This is a genomic window from Halosolutus sp. DAT137, assembly GCF_059736405.1.
In genome coordinates, this window is sequence record NZ_JCAQID010000008.1 from 114,322 (window position 1) to 132,695 (window position 18,374).

The 18,374-nt window shown below is 60.9% G+C and carries 16 protein-coding genes; 10 read left to right on the forward strand and 6 right to left on the reverse strand.

The genetic code is table 11. The annotated features are described in order from the left end of the window. Positions 1–43 precede the first annotated feature (43 nt). Together AC6I6L_RS13725 and AC6I6L_RS13730 are read right to left on the reverse strand one after the other, a co-directional pair. On the reverse strand, positions 44–1,792 hold the full coding sequence (locus AC6I6L_RS13725; RefSeq protein WP_497918332.1) for a hypothetical protein: 1,749 nt from the start codon (positions 1,790–1,792) through the stop codon (positions 44–46). Positions 1,793–2,147: 355 nt separating this feature from the next. Continuing rightward, a complete protein-coding gene (locus AC6I6L_RS13730) occupies positions 2,148–3,653 on the reverse strand; it encodes a right-handed parallel beta-helix repeat-containing protein (protein ID WP_497918333.1) in 1,506 nt (501 codons plus the stop codon). A gap of 535 nt (positions 3,654–4,188) precedes the next feature. Here AC6I6L_RS13730 and AC6I6L_RS13735 point away from each other — a divergent pair. From AC6I6L_RS13735 to AC6I6L_RS13755, 5 genes are all read left to right on the forward strand, one after another. After that, positions 4,189–5,169: a polysaccharide deacetylase family protein gene (locus tag AC6I6L_RS13735; RefSeq protein WP_497918334.1), complete on the forward strand. Its 981-nt coding sequence runs from the start codon at positions 4,189–4,191 to the stop codon at positions 5,167–5,169. Positions 5,170–5,245: 76 nt separating this feature from the next. Then, positions 5,246–6,307 carry a lipid II:glycine glycyltransferase FemX gene (locus AC6I6L_RS13740; protein WP_497918335.1) on the forward strand — a complete coding sequence of 354 codons (1,062 nt, stop codon included), beginning with the start codon at positions 5,246–5,248 and terminating at the stop codon, positions 6,305–6,307. A gap of 142 nt (positions 6,308–6,449) precedes the next feature. Continuing rightward, positions 6,450–6,986 carry a metal-dependent hydrolase gene (locus AC6I6L_RS13745; RefSeq protein ID WP_497918336.1) on the forward strand — a complete coding sequence of 179 codons (537 nt, stop codon included), beginning with the start codon at positions 6,450–6,452 and terminating at the stop codon, positions 6,984–6,986. 119 nt (positions 6,987–7,105) lie between these two features. Then, positions 7,106–7,384 carry a DUF8044 family membrane protein gene (locus AC6I6L_RS13750; RefSeq protein WP_497918337.1) on the forward strand — a complete coding sequence of 93 codons (279 nt, stop codon included), beginning with the start codon at positions 7,106–7,108 and terminating at the stop codon, positions 7,382–7,384. Positions 7,385–7,814: 430 nt separating this feature from the next. Next, complete coding sequence (locus AC6I6L_RS13755; protein ID WP_497918338.1) at positions 7,815–8,189, forward strand: hypothetical protein; 375 nt, start codon at positions 7,815–7,817, stop codon at positions 8,187–8,189. A gap of 45 nt (positions 8,190–8,234) precedes the next feature. On the opposite strand, the gene AC6I6L_RS13760 is transcribed toward AC6I6L_RS13755, so the two are convergent. From AC6I6L_RS13760 to AC6I6L_RS13770, 3 genes are all read right to left on the reverse strand, one after another. After that, positions 8,235–9,266: a GNAT family N-acetyltransferase gene (locus tag AC6I6L_RS13760; protein ID WP_497918339.1), complete on the reverse strand. Its 1,032-nt coding sequence runs from the start codon at positions 9,264–9,266 to the stop codon at positions 8,235–8,237. 324 nt (positions 9,267–9,590) lie between these two features. Next, a complete protein-coding gene (locus AC6I6L_RS13765; RefSeq protein ID WP_497918340.1) occupies positions 9,591–10,622 on the reverse strand; it encodes a GNAT family N-acetyltransferase in 1,032 nt (343 codons plus the stop codon). 130 nt (positions 10,623–10,752) lie between these two features. Continuing rightward, positions 10,753–11,628 carry a DUF7982 domain-containing protein gene (locus tag AC6I6L_RS13770; protein ID WP_497918341.1) on the reverse strand — a complete coding sequence of 292 codons (876 nt, stop codon included), beginning with the start codon at positions 11,626–11,628 and terminating at the stop codon, positions 10,753–10,755. Positions 11,629–12,313: 685 nt separating this feature from the next. Here AC6I6L_RS13770 and AC6I6L_RS13775 point away from each other — a divergent pair. The 5 genes from AC6I6L_RS13775 to AC6I6L_RS13795 are packed head-to-tail and all read left to right on the forward strand — an operon-like array spanning position 12,314 to position 17,005. Continuing rightward, positions 12,314–12,472 (forward strand): hypothetical protein, encoded by a 159-nt coding sequence (locus AC6I6L_RS13775; protein ID WP_497918342.1) that lies wholly within the window; start codon positions 12,314–12,316, stop codon positions 12,470–12,472. Beyond that, a complete protein-coding gene (locus AC6I6L_RS13780; RefSeq protein ID WP_497918343.1) occupies positions 12,469–13,542 on the forward strand; it encodes a DegT/DnrJ/EryC1/StrS family aminotransferase in 1,074 nt (357 codons plus the stop codon). The genes AC6I6L_RS13775 and AC6I6L_RS13780 overlap by 4 nt, the downstream gene beginning before the upstream one ends. Next, on the forward strand, positions 13,532–14,515 hold the full coding sequence (locus tag AC6I6L_RS13785; RefSeq protein WP_497918344.1) for a Gfo/Idh/MocA family oxidoreductase: 984 nt from the start codon (positions 13,532–13,534) through the stop codon (positions 14,513–14,515). Before AC6I6L_RS13780 ends, AC6I6L_RS13785 begins: the two co-directional genes overlap by 11 nt. Then, the gene (locus AC6I6L_RS13790; RefSeq protein WP_497918345.1) at positions 14,512–15,960 is read left to right on the forward strand and encodes a nucleotide sugar dehydrogenase; all 1,449 of its coding nucleotides are present in this window, start codon (positions 14,512–14,514) and stop codon (positions 15,958–15,960) included. The genes AC6I6L_RS13785 and AC6I6L_RS13790 overlap by 4 nt, the downstream gene beginning before the upstream one ends. Before the next feature lies 1 nt (position 15,961). After that, a complete protein-coding gene (locus AC6I6L_RS13795) occupies positions 15,962–17,005 on the forward strand; it encodes a glycosyltransferase family 2 protein (protein ID WP_497918346.1) in 1,044 nt (347 codons plus the stop codon). Between the two features lie 46 nt (positions 17,006–17,051). Here the strand turns inward: AC6I6L_RS13795 and AC6I6L_RS13800 are convergent, their stop codons facing one another. After that, positions 17,052–18,170, reverse strand: a complete 1,119-nt coding sequence (locus tag AC6I6L_RS13800; RefSeq protein ID WP_497918347.1) for a right-handed parallel beta-helix repeat-containing protein — start codon at positions 18,168–18,170, stop codon at positions 17,052–17,054. Positions 18,171–18,374 lie beyond the last annotated feature (204 nt).

An 18,374-nucleotide genomic window follows, 5' to 3' on the forward strand; every position in this document is an offset into this window, starting at 1 on the left:
GGGATACGCGCCGTCAGCGATCGCCGCTCAGGGCGGTTACCGCTCAGTCATCGACGTTCGTATAGAAGACGACTCCGTCGTTGTCGTACTGGCGCACGAGGTCGGCGTCGCGGTCGAGTTCGTCGAACGATTCCTGGCTGTATCTGAACCCGCGGTACAGTTCGGCGTCGGTTCGCTGGTCGTACTCGGTAACGGGGAGGTAATACTGGCCATCGACGTCCTCGTCGAGTTCGTCGAACGCAAACTGGTCCGGAACCGGCTCTAACTCTTCGTCGAGTAGGAGGTCAGTGTCGTCACCTTCGATTCCGTAGATTGCGTAGTGGTATCGATACGGAGCCGATCGAATTCGGAGGAACTGCCCGTCCTCGCTGGCGTGTTCGAACTGGGTCTCGAACGCGTCGTGGTGTGATTGCGGGACGTGCGCGTTTGGCCGCTCGGTGTACGGGTCGGGGTGTATTATCGGGACGGCCGCGACCAGTCCGGCACACAGGAGGAAGACGATCGCGACCGACCGAAGCGACTGTCGTCCGGGCGGTTCGAGGTAGTTTGCAAACCCGATCGCCCCGATAATCGTCCCGATAACGGCCAGCACCGCGACGTATCGGACGAGTTGATTGAACATGCTGACGGCACCGAAGATCGCGATGAAGCCGAGCACCGGAACGACACCGCCGATCAACAGGGGAATCTGATCGTTCCGCCGGTATCGCCACCAGAACGCGAGTGCGAGGAGACCACCGATCGCGAGCACGGCGTTTTTCAGTCCGGATTTGAGGAGCAACAGCGGGAGGTTCACGTCGAGCGCCCCCAGCGCGCCGGTTCGCCCCTCGATGCCGCCTGCCCCGGTTCCGGTCACCAGGCTCTGTACGACGAACCTGAAGACGTCGGTGAACTGTTCCGTCGAGAGGAGGAGCGTCGTCGTGGCCACGCCGCCAGCGAACAGAATGGGCGACGGGACGCGACGAAGCCCACGGTGGCCGAACCGGGTGCGAAAGCGCTTTCGATGGACGTAGATCAACGCGAACATGACCAGCAGAAAATTGAGCGCTTGTTGGGGATGATAAAAGTACAGCGCGAGAAACGTGACGCCGAAACAGGCCACCTCCCGAGGGGCGGCCGTGCGGGTGAGTCGGAAGAAGGCGTACAGAACGACCGGTGCGAAAAAGATCGCCGTCGACGAGGGATGGGGCTGAAGAATAATGTTGAGCGGGTTCAGCGGTGCCAGAAACAGCGCACAGAGCGCGGCGATTATGGTCGCCCTCCTGTCCGCGGTCAGCTCTCTGACCACCAGCGAAATCGAGCCGACCCAGACGAGCGGAGCGATCAGCGACACGCCCATGAGCGCCACTCGCGGCGAGATGTCCGCGAGGAACGCGATCGACGTCGCCAGTAAAAACAGCGCCGGATAGAAAAACCCGCGCGGATCTTGCTGTCCGCTAGCGATATCCCGAATGGTTCCGAGGTGAAGCAGGGCGTCGTCGGGTCCGTAAAAGTAGTACCCCCGGACGAGCGGCAACAACACGATCGTCAAGACGACGAGAGTCGCTCCGAGGAAGCCGATCCACCGAAACCGATCGCGGCGCAACAGGGCGATCGCCGCCCCGTACACGAGCAGTGGCATCGTTCCGACCCAGAACACGGTCGGCGTTTCGCCGTAGACAGACAGTTCGTAACTGGTGACCGGCGACCGGGCGGTCACGACCACCGCGACCGAAAACGCGACGAAGAGGAGAATACACTGGACCGTAAGCGATCGCGGCGAGAACAGTCGGTGGAAGTTGTGACCTCTCATAGCTGGGCTGGTCGTCTTCTGAATCGCGATCGTCTGTCGGTTCGTGAGCACCCGCCGGACCGCGGGTTCGTGGCCGTGGCGAGAATCGCCTTGAGACCGCCTCGAGATCGATCGGCAGCGCCTCCGTCGGCTGTGGTGAAGGTACTGCCACGGTTTTCCAATCCCGAACATAAAACCGCAGTATGGTCCCCCGGAGTCTCAACACGCATGATACGATTTCCACCAGTGCGATCGGGAAGAGAACAATCTCGGAGCGGCTGACGGCGGCGGATCGCGACCAGCGGAGTCGGGACACCGCACCGAATCTGGGTTATCGTTCCCGAATACCCGCGTTATCGTGTCCGATCATTCTCAGTCATTCGGTCGTGATCGAGTTCCCCGTCGCCGTGATTTCGGACTGGGTAGGAACGGAGTACACGTCGTCCCACGGTCCCCGAACGCTGTTTTCTTCGATCGTCGCATCACCGATCGGTCGAGTAAACTGGATCGCGTATCTGTCGCCCGTCTCGGTTTCGGGGTCGTGCGTAAGGAGGTTGTTGGTCAGGGTGACGCGATCGCAGTCGACTTCGATGTAGATCGGGTCGCCGCCGACGTTTTCGAGCGTATTGTCGGTTATCGTGAGCGATCGGACGTTCGAGAAGTTGTAGAGATGGATGCGTTCGGTCTCGACGAACTCGTTGCCGTCGACGACCAGCGTCCGTGCGTCATTGTTTCCGCGATCTGCGAGCGCACCGCCGCCGTAGGCGACGTTGTCGGTAATCTCCGTCTCGAGTGCACCAGTGAGAAACGCCTGTGTGTGGGTGTGCACTTCGTTGTTCCGCCAGGCCGTCGAAATGACGTTCTCGTGTGCGTCGATCGGTTGTTCTTTCCCCGAAACGAGGTAGTTATTCTGGATCGTCGTCTCCCGCGGCGCGCCGAACCAGTCCGGTCCCGAGTCGTGTGCCACGCAGTGTCGACACTCCCGAATGTCGCAGTCGGAAACGCTACAGTGAGCGACGCCGTTACTAAACGCGACCCCGTACCCGATTCCGGACCTGTTGGCGTGGGTGATGTTCGCGTCGGTGACGTGGACGTTGTACGATTCCGAAACGAAGACGCCGCGCGTTCCACAGCGAGTGATCGTGACGCCGGTTACGCTGGAGTCGGTCGCCCGCCTGATTGCGATCCCGTGTTGCCCGTTTTCAGACCCGTTCCCCTCGATCGTAATCTCCTCAACGTGCGCGGATGTCGGATCGATGTGTTCCGCTCTGGCGGCGTCATCGATCGGGTAGTCGAAGTACAGGGGCTGGTAAAACGTGACCTCGCCGGTCGCGTCGTCGACCTCGTTCACCTGGTGAAGCTCACCCCTGTTTCCGTTACTCTCCGGGTGGAACTCCTCGTCCCGTTCGAGGATAATAGAGTCGCCGGGCGTGACCGGGGACGCGTCCACGAGTTCGATCGACAGATCACCGCTGGATGCGTCTCGAGTCAGTTCCCGCGTCCCGCTGTGAGATCCCAGTATCGAGAGACACGGTGCCTGGGGTAACTCGTTTTGGAGCGTCAAATCCCCGAGAAGGGTTTTGCCGTCGTCGAGTCGAATCGACGAATCGGTTACGCCCAGAGCGCCGGACCCGAAGACGACACCGCCCTGGGGACACGCGTCGATCGCAGATTGAAGAACCGGTTCGCCGTTGGTGTCACGAGTGAACTCCGTCCCGTCCTTGTAGGCGACGTAGTCTGCTTCGGACTCGAGAACGACCACGTCCGGATCGCCCCGAACGTCGACCTCGTCCACCGGCTCTTCTCGTTCTTCGGGCATTGAACAGCCGCTCACCGCGGCTACGGACGCGGCTCCGAGCGCAAGAAGGTGGCGTCTGCGCATTCGGCTACTCGTTCGGACGGGGGTCACTTATACGATTCCAGCGATTTCGGTGACTTTCTCCCGCACGCTGAGATCACCGGCGGATTGACGATCGGGGTCGGAATCCGGTCGTTCCCGTCGGATCGATCGGTCTCTCGAACGGTATCGCACGACGAACGTTACGGCTGCGAAGTGCGTGATTAATCCGACTAACGGTATGTGCCGTTTATGCTATCAGTTCCACTCCCTGCGGGTACCACGCGAGCCGGCACCGCTGGCCAGCGACCGGACTCGAACTGTCGCTCTCGCGAGTGCCGCGAGACGCTCGAGTAACCGATGAACTGGATAGACCGACCCACAGACGTTCGAGATGAATCACACGAGCGACCGACTCCGGAGCGACGCGCTATCGTCCCCCGATTCGCGTCCGAGCGAGTGGCGCTTCAGTCCGGTGTGAAGTGCAGGGCCGACGACGAGCGTAACGGGACCGACGACGAGAGCACCGCAGCGCGAACCGGAGGCAATCGATCGCGGCGAATCGACGGGGTCGAGATGTATGCGTAGTCGTCACGTGCTCGGGAGATCCGGTGGAACACCCAACGAGCTGGCGCTGTCGATCGATCTCGAAGACTGGTATCACGTCCCCGCAGTCACCGGCTCGCCGTTTGCCCGGTACGACACCGTTCAGGACTTCTTCGAGGACTGGACGGGCGAGTACGACTACCTCACGCGCCCGACATACCGGACGCTCGACCTCCTCGACGACTACGACCTGACCGCGACGTTCTTCGTCGTCGCCGGGATCGTCGAGACGTATCCCGGACTGGTCGAAGAGATCGCCGCCCGCGGCCACGAAATCGAGTGTCACGGGTTACACCACGAGTGCATCATTCATCCCGAGACGAAGGAACCGCGCTTTACCCGCGAGGAGTATCGCGAACGCCTCGAACGGGCAAAACGGCTGCTGGAAGATGCCTCGGGTCAGCGGGTACGGGGCTTTCGCGCCCCGAACGTCTATATCGGCGGCTGGGTTCTCGACGTGTTGCGGGAGGTCGGGTTCGAGTACGACTCTTCCGTCGCGCGGAACTCGCTGTACAACAAGACGGATCAGTCCCTCGACGGGGTCGGCACGAGCCCGTACAGCCCACGTCCGGGGCAGTTGACGCCCGGCGGCGACGGCGCGTTCGTCGAAATTCCGTGGCCGAACTACGATCTCTCGGTGGTCGCGCTTCCAACCGCAGGCGGGCCGACGATCCGGTTTTTTGGCCGCCGACTCGTTCAGGCAGGGATAGAACAGAGTCTCAGTGACGGCGACACCGTGTTCTATTTCCACCCGATGGACATCGCCAGACGATCGTTTCCGAAGGTCGGAAACGTCCGACGACGGCCGGCTTACTGGGCGTTCAAGGGCGAACCCGCGGAGCGACGCATCCGCAGACTGCTCGAGACGGTTTCGGCAAGCCGGCTCACGACCTGCGGAGCGATCGCGGATCGGTACGGTGAGCGCAGACCGGAGTCGAGAATTCGAGAACGATGACGAGCGACGACGAGCGAACACGCGCCGAGAGCGGCGGCGGGAATCGGCACGAACGGAGAGGAGACACACGACATCCATGAACGCAATCAACGCGATCGATCGATCGATTCGAGTAGAGTCACGAGAGCAGTGGGCGGACCTGCACGACCACGCCGAGACGGTCTACGGCACCTGGGAGTGGGGTACCGTCTGCGAGGAGTTCGGCCACCGACGGTACTACCTCGGAATCGAGTCCGACGGCGAACTGGTAGCTGGCGTCCCGCTGATGTACAACCCGAGCCGACTGTTCGGCAGAAAACTCGTTTCCATGCCCTACGCACCCTACGGCTCGGTGCTGGTCCGAGAGGACGCTGCCGATCCGGACGAGCACAGACGACGCCTCCTGACGGACGTGAAAACGCTCACTGACGAGTTGAACGCGGAGCAAGCGAGCATCCGGGGATACGATGGAGCGATCGACGACCCGGACTATACGTCGACTGCCGATTTCGTCACGTTCGAAGTCGATCTCCGAGACGGAGCCGACGAGGCCTGGGAGACCGTCAGCTCTCGGTTCCGACGCGGCGTCCGGAAGGCCAGAAAGAACGACCTGCGCGTCGAGCGCGGGTTCGACGAGGAAGCATTTGCAGCGTATTATGACATGTACATCGACAACATGCACTACTACGGGACGCCGCCGTACTCCCGGCAGCTGTTCCGGAACGTCGATCGGTTGCTCGGGGAGCGCGATCGCTTCGAGTTGTACCTCGCTTACGACGAGAGCGGCCACCCGGTAAACGGCGTCACGGCGTTTTTCCACGGGAACACCGCGATATACTGGACTGGCGTCTCCGATTACGAGTATCGCAACCTAAACGGCGGCAGTCTGTTGCTCTGGGAGGCGATATCCGACGCCTGTGAGCGAGGGTTCTCGACGTTCGATCTGGGCCGAACGAGAGCAGACACCGGCGTCTATCAGTACAAAAAGAGTATCGGTGACCCCGTCGAGTTGGTCGACCACTACTACGCGCCGGGCGGCATCGAGAATCCGCCCGACCCTGACGACGGAAACGACCTGTACAAATCGATCTGGGGCAAACTACCGCCGAAAGCCACCGAGTACATCGGACCGCACCTCCGGAGCAGGGTATCGATTTGAACCCGAACTCGATCGGGCCGCAACCTGAGAGAGCGCCGTTTCGTCCGGCGAATCGATGCCGCCGCGACCATCTCTCGCGGAAGATCGATTCCCGCCGCGACCATCTCTCGTGGAGTGGTCATCTCGGGGAGGCCAGAACCCGATGATGCCCTGGGGCCACCTCGGTATCGCCTATCTCCTGTATACGCTGTTCGCCCGCGCCCGGTATGGACGGCCGCCCCGAAGCCTTCCGGCGGTCGCCCTCGTGGTAGGCTCGCAGTTTCCCGATCTGATCGACAAACCGCTGGGCTGGCACTTCGGCGTTCTTCCCGGCGGCCGGACCCTCACACACTCCGTATTTACCGCAGTGGCTCTTCTCACCGTCGCATCCGTCATCGCGGTCCGGTTCGATCGCATCGATGTCGTCGTCGCGTTCGGAATTGGCCACGTTTCACACCTCCTGCTGGATATTCCGCCCGGCGTTGTGGTTGGCGATCCGTCGGGCGCTGCGTTTCTGTTCTGGCCGCTCGTCGAGCAGTCCGCTTACGACGCGTACGGGTCCAGCGAAACGGTCCGTCAACTGTACCTGTGGACGCAACTCGCGGCGTTCGTCATCGCCTCCGTCGTCTGGTATCGCGACGGATTGCCGCCGCTCGAGTCGGTTCGAGCGTTCGTCGGTCGCGGCGAAACGACAGCCTGATCGATCGCGCCGTCGAGTCCCCGACGGCACAATCCGAGAATACCTGAAATTTGACCGAGAATACCGAGCGGACGGTAGGCTGGTTTTACTTCCGGTCTCGTCGTAACGCGGGAGCGATGATGACTCATCGACGCGTCCAGTTCGTGACCGGTCACGTAGCCGCCACGATCGTGATGACGCTCGTGCTCTCGCTACTGGGTGCCCTTTCGGTCGAACTGTTTTTCGTGGGCACGCTTCTCATCTTTCTGGTTGTGGCCGAGCTGACCGGTCCGAAAACAGTCTCGCCAGCCTGGCGCCGCACTGTTCGAGTCGGTATCGTGCTCGGACTCCTCGGATTCGCGGTGATCAGCTTCCGGCGGATCCTCGTGATCGTGCCACCGGAGGTGCTTCCGTGGTGACGACACGACGCGATCGATCGGGCGCGAAACGGTGCGTACACGGACGCAGGCGCAACGGCGAGACGGGAGGACAACTCCACAGCGAGGCGGGTTGATGAGGGTCGTCGACCTCACCAGGCTGGCGAAGCGCTCGCGCGGTCACGCCCGGTGTCCGGGCATTGCGTTCGTCCGCTAGACCGTCGACAACGTGCGGACGGATTCGGTGGTGTACCGATACGCCGCCGACCCGCCGCAGGTCTCGCCCCCGAGTGACCCACTCTCGATCGATTGGGTCACCACCGAACTGGTAGACCGGCTACTGGGCTCAGACCGTCGAAAAGACACGTTCGAAAACCTGCTGGAGGCGGGATACGATGGATTGATCGCCCACCGCGATGGGGAGTGACTCACCTACGGTTGGCTCTCGACGCCGGAAACGGACTCCGTTCCGGTGCATCTCCCCGGCTGGATCGGCGATCTCGATTTGGACTGGCTGTTCGGCGACGAGACGAACCCGGCGTACAGACGGCAGGGCTGGCACAAGTTCCTGCTCGCGGAGCGACTCCGGCGGGTGTACCAGCGCGATCCGGACGCGTCGATCTCTATCGACGCCGATACTGACAACGTCTCCCGCTTTTTGATGGTTTCACTCGGCTTCGAAGCCGCCGGAGCGGTGGTCACCTACCGGGTTGGATATCTCCCCTCGCACGTCACGGCGGTCGGCAGGTGGAACTGGGAGACGCCACACCCCCCACTTCCCGAGGAGGGCCGAGTGTCGGACGAAGCGAAATCCAGAACCGCAGAGCGAATCCTCAATCGACTGTAGCCTCCGAGCGTAGAGACTGGAGGCCCGCGACCGCAAAATACGGCCCTAATCGCCGGTCAGTCGACCGAAAGCCGGATTTTGCGTGACCGTCAGGTACGTTTGCTTTGCGAGTTTCATCAAGGCTCCTGATCTGATTTCGTAGTGGGGAACGAGTTCGGGGTCGTACTTACTCTTGTACCGTGAGAGGTGTTCGATGTTCGCGTTTCCCAAATCATATCGGGTGATGGAATCCAAGGCCGGATCAGTGAAAATATCTGTAATGATTTCCCAGTCTATCAGATTATTAGCACTTACGCCCTCGTAATATGCGGGTGCCCCTCCTATCCAGAAGTATGCCGTTTCGTTAGAGTATAGCACTATACGACCGCCAAGCAATTTCCCCTCCGGTGTTTTGGCGACATATACCCGTGCGCGATCGTCGAGAGCAGCCACGAGGTCACGTGTGTAGTTTCGCGGCGTCCCAAAGTGGATGCCTTGTTCCGCTAGACGGTCCCGATAATCATCATGAACTTTTATCGCTGCCTCAGTGCCCTTCTTTTCTACCTCAATACCGAGTTCTTCGGCGTCCCTGATTGCTCGTCGGGCGTTACTACTGAACGACATACGGACATCCTCTTCGGTCTGACCTTCGAAACTTATTTGATATGTGAATCTAGTATCTATATCGAAACCTTCCCATTTGTAAGGCCGCGGGTCCGAGTATGACGGACTACATACCATCCCGAACAGCATGAATTGCTTACTCGAATCCATCGATTCGAGAACCGCTTCTGTGAACGCCTTGTTTACCTTCTCCTGTTTGCTTCGCTTTGGACTCGACGTCATCAGGATCGGTCCCATTCTGGGCACGCTCAACCCGGGAGGTGGCGCAGTGATGACGTTTGCGACGGGCAACTTCCGAACAAATATTGGGAGCATCCCGACCAGTTTTTCGCCCCGATATCCCCCGAACAGGCGTAGTTCCCCTCGCTCATACTGGTTGAGAATCTCGAGTGCATTTTTAGTATGAAACACCTCGAACCCCGTATCCGGGAGTGCGTTCTCCCATTCTGTCAGTGTGAATTCTTCTATCTCCATAGTAGGGATAGTATCGGTTGCCGAAACCAGGTCATTGTTAGCGAGTTCGTACAGGCGCGAGGAAGTGGCTATACCTACGTATCAAATTAATTGATTTTACTACAAATTAGTATGAACAAAGTATGTCTGTATTACTATTTTAGTGTGCCTGAGCACCGATTTGATACGTAGATATAGCCAATAGAGAAAGTGGGGGAGAGCGACTGGCGTTCGTAATTTGAGAGACGAACAGATCGTAGTACGTAGCGCTCATAATCCTCACATACCCGCTCAGAGATATCGTGGTGTGTGGCATCCAGAACGTCGTGCGCTCACGATATCGGGTCACCGATTAATTAGTCGATCAAACGTTTGGTTTTGTGAGACTATCTGGTAGGTTCGTTTTGCGAATGTCGTCACTGCTCCCGATTTGACCTCGTAATGTGGAACGAGGTCGGGATTGTATTTGCTCTTGTACTGCGAGAGGTGTTCGATATTTGCGTTGCCTAGATCGTACTGGTGAACGGAGTTCAGAGATGGGTCTGTCAGGATATCCTTGATAACTTGCCAGTCCATCAAACTGTTTATATTCACGTCGTCGTAGTATACCGCCATTCCACCGATCCACGCGTACGCCACTTCGTTAGAGTAGAGAACTATTTCTCCACCGAGAAGCTCACCATCCGGATTCTCGATGGCATACACTCGAGCACGATCGTCGAGTTCAGCAACGAGGTCCTGGACGTAGTTTCGCGAGGTCGAGAAGTGAATGTCTTGTTCTGCTAGTCGGTCACGATACTTATCGTAGATCTGTCCGGCAGCCTCAATACCCCGTTTCCGTATCTCGACATCTGACTTCTCAGCGTCTCGAATGTTTTTGCGAACGTCTTTGCTGAACGACATAATAACGTCGTCCTCGGTCTGGTTCTCGAGTTCGATCTTATAAACAAAGCGTGTATCGATGTCGTACCCTTCCCACTCGTAGGGTCGTGGGTCGGAATACGTTGGATCACAGACCATCCAGAACGGAGAAAATGTCTTACTCGAATCCATCGATTCGAGAACCGCTTCTGTGAACGCCTTGTTTACCTTCTCCTGTTTGCTTCGCTTTGGACTCGACGTCATCAGGATCGGTCCCATTCTATGGACGCTCGTCCCCGGTGGCGGTGAGACAGTGACGGTCGCAAATGGTAGCTCTCGAACGAACACTGGGAGCATGCCAGCCAGTTTTTCGCCTCGATATCCACCGAAAAGCCGCAACTCACCCGGTTCATAGCGGTTGAGAACGCGCAAAGCGTCTTGGGTATGAAAAACGTCGAATCCGGTGTCCGGAAGTGCGTCCGCCCATTCTGAAAGAGTAAACTCTTTGATCTCCATAACTGAGGGATGCTTTTATAGAGGAGACCGAGTCATTGTTACTCAGACTCTACATTTGACGAAACGACGAAAAAAACTGAGGGGGTAATTGAACCATGTCCTGTGGCCACCGTCGGTCTCAGCGGATTACTCAGTGACTCCCGTCACCACGCCATCGACACGTAACCGTCCATTCACCTCTTTCCTCGTCACCCGTAATTTCAACTCCGATCGATCGGCCGAGTCCGACGGCGTAGCCGACCGCCAGGAAGGACGCGACGGGGTGGTCGAACCGATCGATCGAACCGAGGGCGCTGTCGGTAACGGTAATCGATGCGCGACCGGCGTCCGGGTCGACGTCGGTCGTCTCGACCTGGACCAGTCCGAACTGCTCGACGAGACCGTCCGTAAGCTGCATCGTGAGCGCAACTGGCCTCGATGCAAGATCGGAGACGAGAGCCCGCTTACACTGTTCGAAGAGCCCGGCACCCAGTGGCTCGAAGACGAGGTTCTGGGTGTCGATCGGCGCTGAAACCGGGGATGGCTGTCCGTCGTGCCGGTTGGGGGCGACTCGTCGCGGAACGACGAGTTTGGCCGACTGCGTCGCTTCGTTCGGAACGTAGACGGGGTCGTCCTCCGTCGCGAGTTCGGTGACGATCGCGGCCTCGTTGGCGGCGGCCGCGGTGTAGATGTGTGCGGGAACGATCGCCGGCACGAACCGATCGTCGAACAGCGCGTAGGCGAGGACGCCGCCGAACAGCCCGGTCGCGGCGAACGCAAAGAGCAGCCCCCGTTGTGCGGAGAAAATCACTCCCCCTGTCGCAGCGACGATCCCGAGGAGCGCAAGCCCGGCGGCGACCCGATTGTACGTGCCGGTAGATGCCGATCCCACAACAGTCTCGTAGCGCTCTTCAGCCCCAGCCCCCGGCCGTTCTGCCAGGGCGGCCCACACCCCGGAGTCCCCGTCCCCGGCATCGTTCACCATCGCTTCCGTCTCCGTTTCACCGTCGTGATTATTTGGTGGCATAGATACTCCAGTGACACAGGCACGTTGTCAGTACGCTAGACGGTCCTTCGCCGCCGGTCGATCGCTGGTTACGTCTCGAAGCCGTTCAATGAACGGGAACACGCACTCGGCTCGCCGCCACGGCGTTGCTTCGGACTCGCCGCTGTCCGCGTCCACTCTGGGTTCATGTATCGGTACTTCAGTTACAAATATTTAATAGTAGGGCTGGAAAAATTCTATTACAGAAGACGGTCTCCTGCGGTGTCTTCTTCCAGACGATCATTCCGTCCGAAACCCCACCACGAGAGACGGACCGAAGACAGGACGGCGAGCAGAACCCCCACAGCGAGTAAGAACCCCACGGACGGGTCTCACGATAGCCCACCACCGTCTCGCCGTGGCGGTCCCGGAAGCAGGGGAGGACGCCGTCCACCACCGACGTCGGATCAGGCGCCAAGGGCCGACCCCGTCCCGTCGTGACGCATCGAGATTGTCGTCCCGCTACCGTTCGATCGACCCGTCGAGCCACCTCGTCGTGGGGCTGCTTTCGAGTACATTAATCGGTGGAACGGTCTCTGCGTCTTTTCCGATTCATCTCCGATACTCAGAGAAGATGGACGTGTACGTATCAATTAACGGACTACCGATACCGAGCCAGAACGGACGCGACTGTCGAACGGAGACGGGAAGACCCGTCGTCGGTTTCGTGGCGACCGACAGACCCGGATCGATCGGCAACGACGCGGTTATCGGCGACCGGTTGTCGGCGGAAAGGGGGGCGATGGGTCGCAGGCGGTCCGAGATCAGTGACGACGTTCTCGGCGGAACCGACGCCGTAATCGACGGGGGGACCGACGAGCGATGATCCCGATCGCAAGCCCCGACCTCGGCGAAGCCGAAACCGAGCGGGTCACATCGGTCATCGAAAGCGGAATGATCGCTGACGGTGAGGAGGTTCGGGCCTTCGAACGCGAATTCGCTGACTACTGTGACACCGACCACGGCGTCGCGACCTCGAACGGAACGACGGCGCTGCACGCGGCACTCGTCGCCCTCGACATCGGAGCCGGCGATCGCGTGCTCACCACGCCGTTTTCGTTCGTCGCGACGGCGAACGCGATTCGACACGTCGGCGCAGAGCCGGTGTTCGCCGATATCGATCCCGCCACGTACAATCTTGATCCCGCGCAGGCGCGCGAGGCCGCGATCGAAGAGTCGGTCGACGCGATTCTCGTCGTTCACCTCTACGGGCTGCCGGCGGAAATGGACGCATTCGAGGCGGTTGCGGAGGATCTCTCCATCCCGCTGATCGAAGATTGCGCGCAAGCCCACGGCGGAACCTACCGCGGCGACCGCGTCGGCTCCTTTGGCGACGCGGCGTGTTTCTCCTTTTACCCGACGAAGAATATGACGACCGGGGAGGGCGGGATGATCACCACCGACCGAGCGGACGTTGCCGAGCGCGCCACCCGGTTCGTCGATCACGGCCGCGTCGACGGCTACACGCACGAAACCGTCGGCCACAACTTCCGGCTGACCAACCTTGCCGCCGCGATCGGGCGCGTCCAGCTCGAGCGATTGCCCGCGTTTATCGATCGCCGCAGAGAGAACGCGGCCGTCCTCACGGACTCGCTGTCCGAGACGAATCTGACGGTACCAGTTGAACCCGCCCACAGCCGACACGTCTACCACCAGTACACGCTCCGAGCGGAGGACCGTACGGCGTTGGCCGGATACCTCGACGCACACGACATCGGGACCGGCATCTACTACCCCAGACCGATTCACGAACAGCCGGCCTACAGCAACGTCACGCACACCGCACCGGTCGCAGAACGGGCGTCCGCGGAGGTGCTATCCCTGCCGGTTCACCCGAACATCGACGCCGACGACCGCGACCGTCTCGTGGAGGTGATCGGTTCGTATGCGGGCTGAAGATTGCATCGACGTCGGCGTCATCGGTGTCGGTTCGATGGGCGAACACCACGCGCGAGTGTACGACGGTCTCTCCGAGGCGAACCTCGTCGGCGTGTTCGACGTCGACGAGGAGCGCGCACGGGACGTCGCACGACGCCACGACGCCTCCGTGCTGAACCTCGATGCGTTGCTCGAATCCGTCGACGCGGTGTCGATCGCCGCCCCGACGTTTTCACACTTCGAGATGGCGACGCGGTGTCTAGATGCCAGCGTCGCGACGCTCATCGAGAAACCCGTCGTCGAAACGCTCGAAGAGGGAAAGAAGCTGAAAGCGATCGCGGCCGATCAGGAGGTGCCGGTACAGGTCGGTCACGTCGAACGGTTCAACCCTGCCGTGAGCACGCTCGAGTCCATCCTCGACGAGTTCTCCGTGATCAATATGACCTCTCGACGCCTCGGACCGCCTCCGGATCGCCGTATCGCGGACACCGCGGTCCTCGACCTGATGATCCACGATATCGATCTCGTCTGTTCGCTCCTCGGTGCGGAGCCGATCCGGGTCCAGAGCACGGGAGTGGCCGACAACCGCCACGTCTCGTCGTTGTTCACCTTCGAGTCCGACAGGATGGCGTCGCTGACCGCGAGCCGGCTCACGCAGCGAAAAGTTCGAACCCTGGAAGTGACCGCCGAAGAGGGACTGATCGAACTGGACTTCCTCGATCAGTCGATCGAGATCCACCGCCAGTCGGTTCCGGAGTACGTCGCACAAAACGGCGACGTTCGATTCAGACACGAGAGTCTCGTCGAGCGACCACACATTCCCAACGAGGAACCGCTCCGCAACGAACTCGTCTCGTTTCTCGAGGCGGTCGCCTCGAACGAAGCGCCAAAAGTGACGATCGACGACGGGCTTGCGGCGCTCGAAATCGCCCGCCGAATCGAGAACGGCGGGACCAGCAATCGACACCCGAGTAACGGAGGCCGCCGATGACTGATCAGCACCGTTCTGGCCAGCGCGTCGAGAGCGAAGCCGATCGCGACGGCAAGTCGGGCGGAACTGATCGCCTCTCTGGCGATGTCGCGGAACTGCAGGAGGCCCTGTTGAACGGATCCTTCCCCGTCGCGGTGTACGGCCTGGGGAAAATGGGGCTACCGCTTGCGGCGGTGTTCGCGGAGCGAACGGGAAACGTCGTCGGTGCGGACGTCGATCCGCGCGTCGTCTCCGCAGTCAACGCGGGCGACTCACACGTCAAACGAGAGCCCGGCCTGGACGACCTCGTCGCCGAGACCGTCGCCGACGGCGCGCTCGAAGCGACGACCAGTCCGAAGGAAGCCGCCACCGCCGCCGCGATTCACGTCGTGATCGTCCCCACGCCGATCACCGACGATCGCGAGCCTGATCTCGCCGTACTCGACGCCGCCATCGAAGAGATCGGGGCGGGCCTCGACCCCGGCGATACGGTGCTGATCGAATGTACCGTCCCGCCGCGGACAACCGTAGACCGGATTCGACCAGCGCTCGCCCAGGCGTCGGGGCTGTCGCCGGAGGCGTTTCGGCTGGCGTTCTGTCCCGAACGAACCTCGAGCGGACGCGCGATCGAGGACATCCGCGGCGCGTATCCGAAAGTCGTCGGCGGTGTCTCCGACGACAGCACGCACGTCGCCGAGGCAATCTACGAGACGATCACCGAGGCTGGCGTGATCGCGGTTTCAGATGCGACCACGGCGGAGGCGGTGAAGGTGTTCGAGGGGCTGTACCGCGACGTCAACATCGCGCTGGCCAACGAACTGGCGACGTTCACAGACGAGTTCGGAATCGACGTTCGCGAGGCGATCGACGTCGCGAACACCCAGCCGTTCTGTGACATCCACGACCCCGGCCCCGGCGTCGGCGGCCACTGCATCCCGTTCTATCCCTACTTCGTCATCAGCCCGTTCGAGACCGACGCTCCACTGTTGCGTACGGCACGGGAGGTCAACGACGCGATGCCGGCGTACACCGTCGCCACACTCCGCGAGGAACTGGGGCCGGCCCGATCGTCGCTCGCGGATCGATCGATCCTGCTGCTCGGATTGACGTACCGCCCCGGCGTCGAAGAGATTCGTGCGTCCCCCTCACTCGCGATCACCGAGGAACTGGCAGCCGCCGGCGCCGAGGTCTACGGCGTCGATCCGATCCTCGAATCTGTCGAGGAGTTCGAGGCTCGCGGGCTGACGTCGCTCGAACTCGAGGAAATCTACGATCGGCCGTTCGATGGCGTCGTTCTCGTTACCCCACACGAGGAGTTCGAGACGATCCGGTGGGACGAACTCGAATCTCGGGGCGGGGAGCAGGGAGATGGGGCGCTGATCGTCATCGACGGTCGAGACGCACTCGATCGGGCGGCGCTCCCGGACGAGCACCGCTGGTACACGCTCGGGACGGGGGGTGAGTGACGTGTATCGAGACCACTCGATCGGCGTCGTCGTCCCTGCCTACAACGAGTCGGGGTTCGTGGGCGAGGTGATCGAGACGCTCCCGGCGTACGTCGATCGCGCGTACGTCGTCGACGACCGGTCGACCGACGACACCTGGAGCGAAATCCGACGCGCCGCCGCGCGGGAAAACGAACGGGCGACGGTCGCCGACGGGACCGGGTCGTCGATCGCCACTGAAGCGGAGTCGAAATTCGATCGGCGCATCGTCCCGATTCGCCACGAGACGAACCGCGGCGTCGGGGGCGCTATCAAGACCGGGTACCGCCACGCGCGCGAAGACGAGATCGACATCACGACGGTGATCGCCGGCGACGGGCAGATGGACCCCGACATTCTGCCGCGGTTTCTCGATCCCATCGTCGAGGGTCGGGCTGAGTACACGAAGGGGAATCGCTTACACTCCGGCGAGTTCCGCAGGGGAATGCCCCGATTCCGACTGCTCGGAAACACGATACTGACGATGCTAACGCGGATCGCTTCCGGCTACTGGCGTATGTCCGATCCGCAGAACGGCTACACGGCGATTTCGCTCGAAGCCTTGCGCCGCGTCGATATCGAGGGACTCTACGAGTATTACGGCTATCCAAACGATCTGCTGGTGAAACTCAGTGCCGCCAAAATACGGATTGCGGACGTACCGATGCCCGCCCGGTACGGCAACGAGGAGTCGAGCATTACGTATCCCACGTTCATCAAACGGGTCTCGTGGATGCTGTTGCGAAACTTCTGGTGGCGACTCGGTGTGCGACACCTCGGCTACGATTTCCATCCACTGATCGTGTTTTACGGTCTCGGGGCGATCGCGTCGATCGGCGGCCTCCTCGGGGCACTGCTCGGCGGCGTTCGGTCGCTGCTTCCGGGCACCCGAGACGGAGACGAGACGCCGCCAGTTCTGCGATCCGACGTGAGTCTCCTGACGTTCGTCTTCGGCTGTCTCTCGCTGGTCGTCGCGATGGCCCTCGACAGACAGGCCAACGAGTCGCTGGTGGCGAAAGACGAGTGACGCGACTCGATCGGGGCGAATCGATCGAGTACACGGACTCGACGGGCTAGTTGCGGACGATGCGCGTGTTGCCCGTCGAAACCGAGGTGGCGGCGAGTGCCAGTTCCGTCCCGACGTTGTCGAACCGGTTCTCGGTGACGCGGGTCCCTCCGCCGGAAATTTCCTGGATGCCGTGGTCGAGGTCCGCGAACGTGTTCTCATCGATCTCGTTGTCAGCGGCCCCCGCGTGATCGACCGTGATGCCGCTCGCGCCGCCGGTTCCGCTGAACTCGCAGTCGCTCACCGAAAACGAGATGCCGTGATTGACGTGGTCGTCGACGACGTCGATGCCGGCGGCGTAAATATCCTCGAACGTACAGCCGCGGACCGTCGAGTCCCAGCCGTCGAGTCGAAGCGCGGGGAAGGAACTCGGGTTCTCGTTGCGATCGAAGTCGCAGTCGACCACGCGCGCCGACCTCGTCGTGTGGAGTCTGAGCGGGATTCCATCCCACCAGTGAGAGCCGTTGGAGAACGAACAGCCCTCGATCACGACGTTCCTGTGGTTGTCGACGTTGATCGCGTACTTCGGAATGTGATCGAACGTACAGTTCCTGATCGTCCAGTTGTATTTCGTCGTGATGTTTCGAGGGTCACCGATGATCTGGCTCTCGCTGTCGTGAACCGGCTTCTCGACCGCGTCGAACGAGATGCCGTCGATCAGCACGTCGCTCGTCGGCGGATTCGTGAACACGGCGATGTCGAACGCCGTGCCCTGGTGTGTGACCGTGGTGTTCTCCCACGTGATCTCGAACGTCGGCTCGTCGCGCCCGCGTAGCGACATCTCATCCCGCGCTCGGATCTGCGTGTCGAGTGAGTACGTTCCACCCTCGATCGTAATATCCCGATACCCGTCGTCCATGACGGTATTAACGAGTTCGCCGACGTCGCCGGCCGAGCGCGTCGCGCCGTCAGGCGTCTCGGCTTCGACGGTCGACCCGTCGGTATCGACGACCACGCTGTCGTCGCGATCGTCCTCGTCGCCTGCGACGGTACCGGCAGCGCCCGCGGCGACTGCCGCTGTTGCCACGGTCCCGATCGATCGCACGTAGGTTCGGCGGGATAATCGCGGCTTACGGCCGGTCGTCTGCGGGGAGTCTTCTTCGGACGAACGGAGGTTTTTCGCCATGCAGTTGCGCAACTCCAGCTTACGCTCATAAACTTTTCCTTGCAGAACTGGTTAAATTATCGTAATCACTTCTACAATATCCAGAATGCATCAGAAGATACGACGGTCATGCCTACACGTTACGACCGCAGACGGGGAAACAAAACCGAAATCGACGGCGTAAAATCCGTTCTTACCCGAACAAACGTCCCACTACCGACCGAG